Here is a 12764-nt window from a genome sequence, read left to right on the forward strand (position 1 = left end):
TGTGTGGAACTCGACATGGCGGCCGATGAACTCAAATCGGTGCTCAATCGTCTGCGCCGCGCACAGGGTCAGCTCACCGGAATCATCAGGATGATCGAGGAAGGGCGCGACTGCGAGGACGTCATCACGCAGATGGCGGCCGTCTCGCGGGCGCTCGACCGGGCGGGCTTCGCGATCATCGCCACGGGACTTCAGCATTGCATGGCCGATGGGGGCAGCGAGCCGGCGGACCGCGACCAGATGCGCGCCCGGCTGGAGAAGCTCTTCCTCTCGCTGGCCTGAGAGGGCGCGGCGCACCCCGCACGGGTTCGTGCGACGGAGTCCCGGACAGGTTCGCCGGACAGCCCGCAGTGCGGGACCCGTGTCGACCGGTGCGGTGCGGCCGTCGGCCACCGGGGTCCGGGCGAAGGGCCCCGCCGCGGCAGTGTGTACCACGTAGGCGGCGCCGGTGAGGCGAGCCGGTCCCAGCCCGCCCGGCACGCAGGCGCTGTGCGGATGTGTCCCGGCCACCGCGGCGATCCGTACCCCGCGCACCGCGCCTGCCGCGATGATCTGGCCGATGTCGCGTGACGGGTCCACCACCACGGCGTACCGGGGCCCTCCTTCCGGACAGCCGCGGGTGCCGAGGCCCGCGGTCGCGGTGGTGTCGACGACGAACACGACACGCTTCTTGCGCAGCAAGGGAGGAATTACCCCCCGGGGGTAATTCCTCCCGGGGCCGGCACTGATACCCGAGGGGCAATTGACGGGGTGGGTGAGGCGTACGCGACACGGTGCCCGGGGCGGCCGGGCCGGTTAGCCTGCCGACATGACGGAGCAGCTGGAACCCATGCCCACGGACTGGCAGCGCGCCCTGGCGGTCGTCGCTCACCCCGATGATCTGGAGTACGGCTGCGCGGCGGCCGTCGCCGGATGGACCGACGGCGGGCGTGACATCACCTACCTCCTGGCCACGCGGGGCGAGGCCGGGATCGACACGCTCGAACCGGAGAGGTGCGCGCCGCTGCGCGAGCAGGAGCAGCGCGCGAGCGCCGCGGTCGTCGGGGTCTCCCGCGTCGAGTTCCTCGACCACCGCGACGGGGTGATCGAGTACGGCATCGGCCTGCGCCGCGACATCGCGGCGGCCGTCCGCCGGCACCGGCCGGAACTGGTGATCACGCTCAACCACCGTGACACCTGGGGAGGCGTGGCCTGGAACACCCCCGACCATCGTGCCGTCGGGCGCGCCACGCTGGACGCGGTGGCCGACGCAGGCAACCGCTGGATCTTTCCCGAGCTGACCGGGCAGGGGCTCGAGCCCTGGGACGGCGTGCGCTGGGTGGCCGTGGCCGGATCGTCCACGCCCACGCATGCCGTCGACGCGACGCCCGGCCTCGAACGGTCCGTGCAGTCGCTCCTCGCGCACCGCACGTACATCGAGGTCCTCACGGACGAGGACCCCGAGGCGTACTGCCGCACCTTCCTCACCGGTAGTGCACAGGCGACCGCCGAGCGCTTCGGGGGACGCCCGGCGGTCGCCTTCGAGCTCTTCGCGCGCTGAGCCCGGACGGGCCCTGGCTTCCTGCGGACGCGCCGCCGTACGCTGGGCCCGACACCGGATATGACGGTGTGTCAGTCAAGGGGGAGGGGTGGCCGTGCTCGACACTCTGGACCACGACATCCCGCACGGCCAGGAGCGGATGTCGCTCCGGATCGAGAACGGCGTCGGCCTGCTGACACTGTGCAGGCCGGAGCAGCTCAACGGCTGGAGCTGGGAGTCCAGCAGGCAGCTCGGCATCATGGCCGACCGGATCCGCTTCGACGACTCGGTCCGGGCCGTCCTGCTGCGGGGCGAGGGCCGGGCCTTCTGCGCGGGGATCGACGTGACCGCGCCCGGCGGCGGCATCACGGGGCGTTCTCCCGCCGAACGCACCCAGCGCTACTACGAGGGCATCCGCTGGGTGCACGAGCGCTTCGCCGCGTTCGCCGGTCTTCCGCAGCCGGTGATCGCCGCCGTGCAGGGCTACTGCCTCGGCTTCGGCTTCGAACTCGCCCTCATGGCGGACATCCGGATCGCCGCCGACGACGCCGTGTTCGCGCTGCCCGAGGCCGGTATCGGGGTGGCGGTCGACGCCGGAGGCGACATGCGGATCGCCCGCGAGGCGGGAGCGGGCTGGGCGAAGTACCTCGCGCTCACCGGCCGCCGGATCGACGCGGCGACGGCGGAGCGGATCGGGCTGCTCCAGACCGTCGCGCCCCTCGCCGAGCTGGAGCGCACCGCGTGGTCCGTGGCCGAGGCCGTGGCGGCGAACGCGCCCCTCGCCGTGCGCCACATCAAGCGCTCCGTCGATGCGTACGCGGACGCCGGCCTCGCGGGGGCGCTGGACCGTACGGCTCTCGCCGCGGCGCTGACCCTCACCTCGCGGGACGCCGCCGAGGGATATGCCGCGAAGGCGGCCCGCCGCCCGCCGGGTTTCGACGGGACCTGATCCGCCGGTCTCCGTGTGCCTGCGCGGCCCGGTTCACGTTGTTTCGCCACCGGGCAGGGTGAAGGGCCCGCGTCCCAGTTGTTCGCGCACCGGCACCACGGGCGGCGCGACCAGTGACCGCCGTTGCCAGTTCGCCCCGTCGACCACCAGTGAATGGCCCGAGACGAACGCGGCGTACGGCGAGGCCAGGAACGTGGCCGCCCAGCCGAGTTCGCGCGGCAGCCCCACCCGCAGCGCGGGCTGCCGCGCGTCGAGCTCCCGGGCTCCGCTCCCCGCTGCCGCCCCGTCGCGGTCGAGGTGGGCGCGGATGTCACCGGTCATGTCGTCGTGCGGCATCAGCCCCGGAACCAGCCCGTTGACGCGGATTCCGTACGGTCCCCACTCCACGGCAAGGGTCTCGACCAGGTTCTTCACCCCGGCCTTGGCCGCCGCGGAGTGCGCGTATCCGGGCCCGCCCGTCCAGGCGTACGAGGCGCCGACGCACAGGACCGATCCGCCGGTCGCGGCGGCGAGGTGGCGGCGCCCGAACTCCCGGGTCATGAACCAGGTTCCGGTCAGGGTGATGTCGAGGACGGCCCGCCAGGCGTTCGGGGACAGGTCCTCGGCGGGTGACGGGAAGTTGGCCGCCGCGTTGTTGACGAGCACGTCGGGCGGCCCCAGTTCCGCTTCGACCGTGTCGAACACCTCCGTGATCCTCTCGGGGTCACGGATGTCGCCCGGGACGGCCAGCACCCGGCCGCCGGTCAGGGGTGCCAGCTCCTGCCGGGCGGCCCTCAGCCGTTCGGCGTTCCGGCCGATGAGCACCAGGTCCGCCCCCAGCCGGGCGAACTCGGCCGCGACGGCCTTGCCGAGGCCCGAACCGCCGCCGGTCACCAGGACCACGCGGCCGTCGTACGTGCCGGCCGGCAGGGCGCTTGCGCCCAGCGGGGGAGGAGAGGCGATTCCGGGAGTGCGCATGCTCTCGGTCATGGACGCATCAGTACCGCTTCCGCCCTCACAAGGCTAGGCCTTGCCAGCGAAAGATCGTGCTCAGGCGAGACGAAAATCCAGGTCTCCGAGACAAAAGTCCAGGTCCACGCGCTGATGTTGTCCAGACCATTGACATGCAAGCGACAGGATGTTGAATTCGGTTCGTTGTGTTGCGCGACTCTGGTGACTTGAGTGACCGATGGAGGATCTGTGACGCCTCGCCCACCCCGCCTCACCGCAATCGCCGCCGCGGCGGCCCTGCTCGTCGGCGGTCTGCTGACCACCGGGCCCCTCGCTCAGGCGGCCGGGCACAGACCGGACGGCACCCCGGCCAAGGCCCGGGACACCCCGTCCATCACCCCCACCCCGCAGTCCGTCGAGAACCGGACCGACCGGATCACCATCACTCCCACCGTCACCCTGGTCGCCGGCGGGACGGCCGACGAGCCGACGCTCGACGTGGTGACGGCCGCCCTGCGCAAGGCCGGTGCGCAGCGGGTCGTCCGTGCCGCACGGCCCGCCGCGCACGGGCTCAACGTCCACGTCGGCGACGCCGCCGCACTCGCGGCCCAGAAGCTCGAAGACCCCTCGGCCCTGCCCGCCGACGGATATGTCCTCGGCATCGGGGCGGGCCGCATCGTGCTCGCCGGCAAGGACACCACCGGCACGTACTACGCGGCGCAGACCCTGCGCCAGGTGCTGCCGCAGCGCGCGCATCCGGGGGCCGAGGTCGGCGGTCTCGCGGTGCGTGACTGGCCCGGCACCGCGCTGCGCGGCGTCATCGAAGGCTTCTACGGCACGCCGTGGTCCCACGAGGCCCGCCTCGATCAGCTGGACTACTACGGCGAGCACAAGATGAACATCTACGTCTACTCGCCCAAGGACGACGCCTACCTCCGCGAGAAGTGGCGCGACCCCTACCCGGCCGACCGGTTGGCGCAGATCAAGGACCTCACCGACCGGGCCGTCCAGCGGCATGTGGAGTTCACCTACGCCCTCTCTCCCGGCCTGTCGGTCTGCTACAGCTCCGACGCGGATGCGAAGGCGCTCGTGGACAAGTTCCAGACCATCTGGGACATCGGCGTGCGCACCTTCGCGGTGCCGCTCGACGACATCAGCTACACGAACTGGAACTGCGACGCCGACAAGGCGAAGTGGGGAACCGGCGGCGGTGCGGCAGGCGCCGCGCAGGCGTATCTGCTGAACAAGGTCAACCAGGAGTTCATCGCCACCCACCCCGGTGCCGAGCCCCTCCAGATGGTTCCCACCGAGTACTACAACGTGGCCCCGTCCCCGTACAAGGCGGCTCTCTCCGAACAGCTGGACCCGGACGTGCTGGTGGAGTGGACCGGCGTCGGTGTGGTCGCCCCGACCATGACGGTCGCTCAGGCCGACGCCGCCCGGAAGGTGTTCGGGCATCCGATCCTGACCTGGGACAACTACCCGGTGAACGACTACGCGACCAACCGGCTGCTGCTCGGCCCGTTCAACGGCCGGGAGAAGGGGCTGCCGGGCCGACTGGCCGGGATCACCGCCAACCCGATGATCCAGCCGTACGCCTCGAAGCTCTCCCTCTACACCGTCGCGGACTACGCCTGGAACGACGGGGCCTACGACCCGCGCACCTCGTGGGGCAGGGGGCTCAAGGAGTACGCGGGCGGCGACGCGCGGACCGAGAAGGCCCTGCGCGCCTTCGCCGACGTCAACTACAGCTCGGCACTCAACACAGACAAGGCGCCGGAACTGGCCGCGGAGTTCGCCCGCTACTGGAAGTCCGGTGACGCGAAGCGGCTCACCTCCGTGCTCACCGCCCTCGGCGCCGCCCCTGCCCGGCTGCGCGCGGACCTCCCGGACCGCGGATTCATCGAGGACTCGGGCCCCTGGCTGGACGCTACGGAGGCCTGGGCGGCCGCGTCGGGCACCGCCCTGCGCATGGTCGAGGCGGCCCGTGCCGGAAACGGCGCCCTGGCCTGGGAGCTGCGACAGCAGCTGCCCGCCGAGGTCGAGCGCGCGAAGTCGTTCACGTACACCGGGCTCGGCGGGGGCAAGGTACCGGTCCTCGTGGGTGACGGGATGCTGGACGGGTTCATCGAAGCGGCCACCGCCGAGCACGACCGCATCCTCGGCGTGAGCGGCCGGCCGACGGCGTCGACGAGCCTCGGCACCTATCAGAGCAACACCCTCGCCAGGATGCTCGACGGCGACGACTCCACCTACTTCTGGAGCGACGGCGCGCCCGCAGAGGGCGACCAGCTCACCGTCGACCTCGGGGAGGCCAGGGACATCGGCGATGTGACCCTCGCCATGGCCAAGCCCGGCAGCACCGACGACTATCTCCACGCGGGGGTGCTGGAGTACTCGTCCGACGGGCAGAACTGGACGAAGCTCACCGAGTTCTCCGGCCGGCCGGATGTCACCGCGACCGTTCCCGCCGGCACCGAGGCCCGCTATGTGCGGGCCAGGGCGACCGCCGGCCAGGACAGCTGGGTCGTCGTCCGCGAATTCAGGGTGGCGACCACGGACGGCGAGATCGCGGGCAACCCGCCGGCAGCCGCCGGATCCGCCCTGCGTTCGGCTGCGGACGGGGACCCGGCCAGCGTGTACCGGGCCGCGCGCGCACCCGAGGCGGGCGAGTCGCTGGAGGTGAACCTCGTGGCCGCCCGCGCGGTCGGCGCGGTCACGGTCCTCCAGCCGGCCGGCTCCGGGGCCGCGGCCGACATCCAGCTGCGGAACGCTGACGGGAGCTGGCGGACCATCGGCGCGCTCGACGGCGCCTACACAAAGGTCGACGCCGCCGGCCGGACCGCCGACGCGGTACGTCTGGCCTGGCGACCGGGGTCCGCGGCGCCCGTCATCGCGGAGGTCGTGGTCGGCAAGTAGCGGTACTGCTCGGCCGTGCGCCCGGCGCCGCCGCACCCTTCCGGGGCGGGGCCGGGCGCACGCCCATGCCGCGGCCCGCTCGAATCGGTCACCCGCAGGTTGTTCCCACAGGGGCAAGCGACCGCTTAGTATGCGCCGGAGCAGTGGTAATGCCGACAGTGTTGTGGAGGCCCTTCATGCAGGCATGGCGAGTGCACCGGAACGGCGAGCCGAGCGAGGTGATGCGGCTCGAAGAGACGGACCGGCCGACGCCCGGCGACGGGCAGGTGCTCATCGAGGTGCTCGCGGCGAACATCAACTTCCCCGATGCGTTGCTCTGCCGCGGCCAGTACCAGGTGCGGCCCCCGCTGCCGTTCACGCCCGGTGTGGAGATCTGCGGCCGAACCGAGGACGGGCGCCGGGTGCTCGCCACCCCCGCCCTGCCGAACGGCGGATTCGCCCAGTACGTCGTCGCGGACGAGGCGGCCCTGCTGCCGGCCCCGGACGGCCTGGACGACGCCGAGGCGGCAGCCCTGCATATCGGCTACCAGACCGGCTGGTTCGGGCTGCACCGCCGGGCGCGTCTGCAGGCGGGCGAGACCTTGCTGGTCCACGCCGCGGCCGGTGGCGTCGGCAGTGCGGCCGTCCAGCTCGGCAAGGCCGCCGGAGCCACCGTCATCGGTGTGGTGGGCGGTCCGGAGAAGGCCAAGATCGCCACCGAGCTCGGCTGCGACCTGGTCATCGACCGGCGCACCGAGGACATCGTCGCCGCGGTCAAGGAGTTCACCGGCGGGCGTGGCGCCGACGTGGTGTACGACCCGGTGGGCGGCGACGCGTACGCCAAGTCCGTGAAGTGCATCGCCTTCGAGGGCCGCGTGATCGTCGTCGGCTTCGCCAGCGGCGTCATTCCCACCCCGGGGCTCAACCACGCCCTGGTGAAGAACTACTCGGTTGTCGGGCTCCACTGGGGTCTGTACAACACGAAGGACCCGCAGGCGGTCCGCGACTGCCACGAGGAGCTCACCCGGCTCGCCGCTCAGGGCGTCATCAAGCCGCTGATCAGCGAACGGGTCGCCATGGACGGGGCGGCGGCCGCCGTCCAGCGCGTCGCCGACGGCACCAGCACCGGCCGCATCGTCGTCCTCCCGTCAGGAGCCGCCCGATGACCGCCCCCGACGCCGCCGAACTGCGCCGCCGCACCCGTGAACTGCTGGCCGCGCACCCCCCGGCGACCACCGACCGCACCGACTTCCTCAAGGCGCGCTTCGACGCCGGACTCGCCTGGGTGCACTACCCGGCCGGACTCGGCGGTCTCGACGCGCCGCGTTCCCTCCAGCCCGTCGTCGACGCCGAACTCGCCGAGGCGAACGCTCCGGACAACGACCCCCGCCGCATCGGCATCGGTCTCGGCATGGCGGCCCCGACCGTCCTCGGGTTCGGCACCGACGAACAGAAGCAGCGGTTCCTGCGTCCGCTGTGGGTCGGCGAGGAGGTGTGGTGCCAGCTCTTCAGCGAGCCGGGCGCCGGCTCCGACCTGGCCGCCCTCGGAACCCGCGCCGTGCGGGACGGCGAGGACTGGGTGGTCGACGGGCAGAAGGTCTGGACGTCCAGCGCCCATGTGGCGCGCTGGGCGATCCTCATCGCCCGCACCGACCCGGACGTGCCCAAGCACCGCGGCATCAGCTACTTCATCTGTGACATGACCGACCCCGGTGTCGAAGTACGGCCGCTGCGCCAGATCACCGGCGAGGCCGAGTTCAACGAGGTGTTCCTGACCGGCGTCCGCATCCCCGACAGCCGCAGGCTCGGAGCGGTCGGTGAGGGCTGGAAGGTCGCACAGACGACCCTCATGAACGAGCGTGTCTCCATCGGCGGATCCCGCATCCCGCGCGAGGGCGGCATGATCGGCCCCATCGCGCAGAGCTGGCGCGAACGTCCCGAACTGCGCACCCACGACCTGCACCAGCGTCTGCTGACCCTCTGGGTCGAGGCCGAGGTCGCCCGGCTCGCCGGTGAGCGCCTGCGCCAGCAGCTCGTCGCGGGGCAGCCGGGCCCCGAGGGCTCCGGCATGAAGCTCGCCTTCGCCCGTCTCAACCAGGAGATCAGCGGCCTCGAAGTCGAACTCCTTGGCGATGAAGGCCTGTTGTACAGCGACTGGACCATGCGGCGCCCGGACCACGTCGACTTCACCGGTCGTGACGCCGGCTACCGCTACCTCCGCTCCAAGGGCAACTCCATCGAGGGCGGCACGAGCGAGGTACTGCTCAACATTGTCGCCGAACGCGTACTCGGTCTGCCCGCCGAGCCGCGCAACGACAAGGACGTCGCCTGGAAGGACCTCTCCCGATGACCGGACAGACCGAACCGAGCCAGGCACCCGACCTGCTGTACTCGGAGGCCGAGGAGGACCTGCGGGCCGCGGTCCGCTCCCTGCTCGCCGACCGGTGCGACGCGCCGACGGTGATCGCCCGCACCGAGTCCGACACGCCGTACGACCCGCAGCTCTGGAAGGGCCTCGCCGTCGGCATCGGCGCTGCCGGCCTGCTGGTGCCCGAGAAGCTCGGCGGGCAGGGCGCCACCCATCGGGAGGCCGCAGTCGTCCTTGAGGAGCTCGGGCGCAGCGTCGCCCCCGTGCCCTATCTGACCAGCTCCGTCGTCGCCACGGAGACGCTTCTGGCGCTGGGTGCCGAGGACGGCCCGGCGGCCGGACTGCTCGCCGAACTGGCAGCGGGCCGCAAGGTCGCGGTGCCGGCCGTACCCTTCTCCGCCGCGGCGTCCGACACGCCGGTGCTGACCGGAGCTCTCGACGGAACACTCGGGCCGGTCGCCGACGCGGCGGCCGCCGACGTGCTGCTCATCCCCACCACGGACGGCCTCTACGCGGTCGCCACGGACGCACCCGGCGTCGTCGTACAGCCGCTGGTCGCGCTCGACCTCACCCGCCCGCTCGCGACCGTCACCCTCACGGGCGCCGCCGGAACCCGCCTCGCGGATGCCGCGGCGGCGCGGGCCGCGGTGGACCGGGGACTGCTGGCCGGCGCGGGACTGCTCGCCTCCGAACAGCTCGGACTCGCCGAGTGGTGCCTGACCGAGACGGTCCGGCACACCCGGGAGCGCCACCAGTTCAACCGCCCGGTCGGATCCTTCCAGTCGCTCAAGCACCGCATGGCGCAGCTCTGGCTGGAAGTCGTGTCGGCCCGGGCCGCGGCACGCAACGCCGCGGACGCGCTGGCGACGGGCAGCCCCGACGCGCCGTTGGCGGTGGCCGTGGCGCAGGCGTACTGCTCCAAGGTCGCCGTCCACGCGGCGGAGGAGTGCGTCCAGTTGCACGGCGGCATCGGGATGACCTGGGAGCACCCGGCGCACCTGTACCTGAAGCGGGCCAAGGCCGACGCGACCGCCTTCGGGACGGCGGGACGGCACCGCGAAACCGTCGCCGCCCTGATGGAGTTGCCCGCGCCGTAGCGCATCCGGCCGGACCCGGAGCGGGGGGAGTGGAGACGCGCCCCCCGCTCCGTCGCGCGGGCGGCGTGCCGTTTCGTACGGATCACGCCACGGCGGGCGGAACGCGGGCCGACGGGCGGGCGGCGAACGAGCCAACTCTGTTCGTTCGCAACCAGGTTGAGGTGTGGCGCTTCCATACTCGGTCGCGTCCGCCCGTCCGGCACGCCTCGCAACCGGGAGATTCCATGGCGTTCCCCACCCGCCGCCGCGTCGTCACCACCGCTCTGGCCACCGCGGCCGCCGGCAGCTTCGTTCCCCCTCGGACGGCCGCCGCGAGCGAGCCTCCGCCCGCTCGGGGCCCGCGCCCCCTGCGCCACGCGCACGCGCACAACGACTATCTGCACCCCCGTCCGCTCCACGACGCACTGGCCCAGGGGTTCACCAGTGTCGAGGCGGACATCTTCCTGGTGGACGGCGAACTCCTCGTCGCGCACGAGGCCACCGACCTCGACCCCGCCCGCACCCTCTCCGCGCTCTACCTCGATCCCCTCCTCGCCAGGGTCCGCGCCCACCACGGCACCGTGTTCCACGGCGACCGGACGCCGGTGCAGCTGCTGATCGACATCAAGACCGACGGCGAGGCCGCCTACGCGGAACTGGACCGTCAACTGCGCCGCCACCGGCAGATGCTGACCTCCTACTCCCACGGCCGGGTGCGGCAGGGAGCCGTCACCGCCGTCATCTCGGGCGACCGGGCGGCGCGTGCGCCGATGGAGGCCCAGCACACCCGGTACGCCTTCTACGACGGCAGGCTCGACGACCTCGGCACCGCGGCCACCTCCTCGTTCATCCCCCTCATCAGCAGCAGTTGGACGGGAACGTTCAGCTGGCTGGGTGAGGGGCCGATCCCGCCCGCGGAACGGGAAGCGGTGCGCGCGATCACCGCCGCCGCGCACGGCGCGGGGCAGCGGGTGCGCTTCTGGGCGACCCCCGATGTGCCGGGCCCCGAGCGCGAGGCGGTCTGGTCGGAGCTCCTGGCGGCCGGGGTGGACCACCTCAACAGCGACGACCTCGCGGGCCTCGCCCGCTTCCTGCGCACCCACGGCCCGGACGCGAGGTAGGCCGTACCCGTTTGGCGTACACGCCAGTGCGCCGGATGGCTCCTCCGCTACGCCAAACTGACGGCGAATGCCGCAATTCCGGCGCGGCGGAGGAGGTTGGCCATGGCCATTTCGATCTCACTGGTGCTGCTGATGCTGATTCTCGCGGTGATCTTCCTCCGCAACGGCGGACTGAAGATCTCGCACGCCCTGGTCTGCGCGCTGCTCGGATTCTTCCTCGCGGGCACGAGCATGGCCCCCACCATCCAGGAGGGCATCACGGCCACCGCCGATGTCGTCAGCAGCATCAAGCCCTGACTGCACCGCCGGAGCCTGTGGATCCGTCGTGGAGGGCCGGGTCACCGGACAGGGTCTGAAGCGCCGTGGCCAGCCGGTCCCTCGCCTCGGTCTGGGCGGCGATGCGCGCTTCGAGGACTGCCAGCCGCTCACGGGCGATCCGCAGCCCCCGGTCGGAGTGCGGGGCCGTGAGCACGTCGCCGTCCAGGCAGGGCAGGAACACCTGCACGTCGTCCACCGTGAGTCCCGCGTCCAGCAGATGACGGATGTTGCGGACACGGACCACCGTCCGCTTCTCGAACACGCGGTATCCGTTGGCTGCCCGCCGCGAGGTGATCAGTCCGGCCTGTTCGTAGTGGCGCAAGGCGCGCGCGGTCGTGCCGGTGGCCTCGGCCAGCTCGCCGATCAGCACCCCCACCACCTCCCGGTGCAGTCCTATCACGCCACTACCGCGCCGCCGTCGACGGCGAGAATCGCACCGGTGATGAACGAGGAGGCCGGTGAGGCGAGATGGACGATCGAGCGGGCCACGTCCTCGGGCCTGCCGAGTCGGCCCAGTGGTGTGTGTGCCAGTTGCCACTCCCGGAGTGCTGTCAGCTGTTCCGGGCTGAGTCCCTGGTGCTCCCCGATCGGTGTGGTGATCGCGCCGGGGGCGACCGCCACGACACGGATGCCGCGGGGTGCGAGCTCGACCGCCCAGCTGCGGGTGAGCAGTTCCAGGGCCGTCTTGGTCGCCGCGTAGACGGAACTGCCCGGCCAGGCCCGCTGCCCGATCGACGTGCTGACGTTCACGATGACACCGCCGGACGCCTCCAGCAGGGGCAGCGCCGCCTGGGAGAGCAGCATGGGCGCGACCAGGTTGGTGGCGATCTGCGGCTCGATCATCTCGGTGGTGAGGGCGCCGAGTGGGCCGCCGCGGACCAGGGCGGCGTTGTTGACCAGCACATCGAGCCGGCCGTACGTCTCCTGTGCGGTGCGGATGATGCGCTCGGGCTCACCCGGGCCGGTGATGTCGGCCACCAGTGGCACGATCCGGTCATTGCCGGAGGCGGTCTCGTCGAGCGGGCCGCGGCGGCGGCCGACGGCCAGCACGGCGGCCCCCGCGGCGGCGAAGGCGTGGGCGGTGGCGCGGCCGATGCCGGTTCCGGCCCCGGTGATGGCGACGATGCGGCCGAGAGGAGCCGCTGAGCTGCTGTTCATGCCGTGATCGTGCAACCCTGCCGCCAGCGGCAAGGTCAAGTCCCGGCCTGAAAATGCGCACGAACGGTCCCGGTGGGTGCCTCAGTATGATCATTGCGATCAATTCATCACATGATGCCGCCAATCGGGGTTCTTGGGCGTGCGGGCGTGCAACGGTCCGGTGGGCGCGGGACGGGTCGGACCGCGGTCCCGCCCGGCGCGGCAACGGCCGCCGGGCGCCGCACCGAGCCGGGACCCGGAGAGCACAGCCATGTCATTCCCCCCATGTGGACGCGACCCGGGCGCCGTCCATCACGAGCACTGCAGGAGCAGCCGCTGCTGCCGGTGTCAGCAACGGCCCTGGACGACGTCCGTCGGCGGCGAGCGCCTCTGCGGACTCTGCGCCTCCTGCTGCCGGGAGTGCGGCCGGGCGCCCGCCCCGCATCTG

The 12764-nt window shown here is 72.1% G+C and carries 12 protein-coding genes; 9 read left to right on the forward strand and 3 right to left on the reverse strand.

The window, feature by feature from the left end:
• The first annotated feature begins 3 nt into the window (after positions 1-3).
• From ACGFZA_RS21590 to ACGFZA_RS21600, 3 genes are all read left to right on the forward strand, one after another.
• Positions 4-282: a metal-sensitive transcriptional regulator gene (locus tag ACGFZA_RS21590; protein ID WP_148015298.1), complete on the forward strand. Its 279-nt coding sequence runs from the start codon at positions 4-6 to the stop codon at positions 280-282.
• A 526-nt stretch (positions 283-808) separates the two neighbouring features.
• Complete coding sequence (locus tag ACGFZA_RS21595; protein ID WP_385273859.1) at positions 809-1540, forward strand: PIG-L deacetylase family protein; 732 nt, start codon at positions 809-811, stop codon at positions 1538-1540.
• 94 nt (positions 1541-1634) lie between these two features.
• On the forward strand, positions 1635-2468 hold the full coding sequence (locus tag ACGFZA_RS21600; protein WP_385273856.1) for an enoyl-CoA hydratase/isomerase family protein: 834 nt from the start codon (positions 1635-1637) through the stop codon (positions 2466-2468).
• Between the two features lie 33 nt (positions 2469-2501).
• On the opposite strand, the gene ACGFZA_RS21605 is transcribed toward ACGFZA_RS21600, so the two are convergent.
• Positions 2502-3437, reverse strand: a complete 936-nt coding sequence (locus ACGFZA_RS21605; RefSeq protein WP_393681146.1) for an SDR family oxidoreductase — start codon at positions 3435-3437, stop codon at positions 2502-2504.
• Positions 3438-3647: 210 nt separating this feature from the next.
• Here ACGFZA_RS21605 and ACGFZA_RS21610 point away from each other — a divergent pair, with 210 nt between their 5' ends.
• The 6 genes from ACGFZA_RS21610 to ACGFZA_RS21635 all read left to right on the forward strand — a co-directional run bounded on the left by ACGFZA_RS21610 (position 3648) and on the right by ACGFZA_RS21635 (position 11158).
• Complete coding sequence (locus ACGFZA_RS21610; protein ID WP_393681148.1) at positions 3648-6317, forward strand: beta-N-acetylglucosaminidase domain-containing protein; 2670 nt, start codon at positions 3648-3650, stop codon at positions 6315-6317.
• Positions 6318-6493: 176 nt separating this feature from the next.
• Positions 6494-7462 (forward strand): NADPH:quinone oxidoreductase family protein, encoded by a 969-nt coding sequence (locus tag ACGFZA_RS21615; RefSeq protein WP_385273847.1) that lies wholly within the window; start codon positions 6494-6496, stop codon positions 7460-7462.
• Positions 7459-8646: an acyl-CoA dehydrogenase family protein gene (locus ACGFZA_RS21620; RefSeq protein WP_385273844.1), complete on the forward strand. Its 1188-nt coding sequence runs from the start codon at positions 7459-7461 to the stop codon at positions 8644-8646. Before ACGFZA_RS21615 ends, ACGFZA_RS21620 begins: the two co-directional genes overlap by 4 nt.
• The gene (locus ACGFZA_RS21625; protein WP_385273841.1) at positions 8643-9761 is read left to right on the forward strand and encodes an acyl-CoA dehydrogenase family protein; all 1119 of its coding nucleotides are present in this window, start codon (positions 8643-8645) and stop codon (positions 9759-9761) included. The genes ACGFZA_RS21620 and ACGFZA_RS21625 overlap by 4 nt, the downstream gene beginning before the upstream one ends.
• 224 nt (positions 9762-9985) lie before the next feature.
• Positions 9986-10861 (forward strand): phosphatidylinositol-specific phospholipase C/glycerophosphodiester phosphodiesterase family protein, encoded by an 876-nt coding sequence (locus ACGFZA_RS21630; protein ID WP_393681152.1) that lies wholly within the window; start codon positions 9986-9988, stop codon positions 10859-10861.
• A 102-nt stretch (positions 10862-10963) separates the two neighbouring features.
• A complete protein-coding gene (locus ACGFZA_RS21635; RefSeq protein WP_393681154.1) occupies positions 10964-11158 on the forward strand; it encodes a hypothetical protein in 195 nt (64 codons plus the stop codon).
• On the opposite strand, the gene ACGFZA_RS21640 is transcribed toward ACGFZA_RS21635, so the two are convergent.
• Both ACGFZA_RS21640 and ACGFZA_RS21645 read right to left on the reverse strand, forming a co-directional pair.
• Complete coding sequence (locus tag ACGFZA_RS21640; RefSeq protein ID WP_393681359.1) at positions 11148-11549, reverse strand: MerR family transcriptional regulator; 402 nt, start codon at positions 11547-11549, stop codon at positions 11148-11150. The genes ACGFZA_RS21635 and ACGFZA_RS21640 overlap by 11 nt on opposite strands.
• Before the next feature lie 26 nt (positions 11550-11575).
• Positions 11576-12337, reverse strand: a complete 762-nt coding sequence (locus ACGFZA_RS21645; protein WP_393681156.1) for an SDR family NAD(P)-dependent oxidoreductase — start codon at positions 12335-12337, stop codon at positions 11576-11578.
• Between the last annotated feature and the right edge of the window lie 427 nt (positions 12338-12764).

Origin of the sequence: Streptomyces sp. NPDC048211 (assembly GCF_043202315.1) — a bacterium.
Taxonomy (GTDB): Bacteria; Actinomycetota; Actinomycetes; order Streptomycetales; family Streptomycetaceae; genus Streptomyces.

Excerpts from the sequence above, each read along its gene's own strand:
- ACGFZA_RS21595 (WP_385273859.1), top strand. The coding sequence starts at position 809 with ATGACGGAGCAGCTGGAACCCATGCCCACGGACTGGCAGCGCGCCCTG.
- ACGFZA_RS21605 (WP_393681146.1), bottom strand. The coding sequence starts at position 3,437 with ATGACCGAGAGCATGCGCACTCCCGGAATCGCCTCTCCTCCCCCGCTG.
- ACGFZA_RS21615 (WP_385273847.1), top strand. The coding sequence starts at position 6,494 with ATGCAGGCATGGCGAGTGCACCGGAACGGCGAGCCGAGCGAGGTGATG.
- ACGFZA_RS21620 (WP_385273844.1), top strand. The coding sequence starts at position 7,459 with ATGACCGCCCCCGACGCCGCCGAACTGCGCCGCCGCACCCGTGAACTG.
- ACGFZA_RS21625 (WP_385273841.1), top strand. The coding sequence starts at position 8,643 with ATGACCGGACAGACCGAACCGAGCCAGGCACCCGACCTGCTGTACTCG.
- ACGFZA_RS21630 (WP_393681152.1), top strand. The coding sequence starts at position 9,986 with ATGGCGTTCCCCACCCGCCGCCGCGTCGTCACCACCGCTCTGGCCACC.
- ACGFZA_RS21635 (WP_393681154.1), top strand. The coding sequence starts at position 10,964 with ATGGCCATTTCGATCTCACTGGTGCTGCTGATGCTGATTCTCGCGGTG.
- ACGFZA_RS21645 (WP_393681156.1), bottom strand. The coding sequence starts at position 12,337 with ATGAACAGCAGCTCAGCGGCTCCTCTCGGCCGCATCGTCGCCATCACC.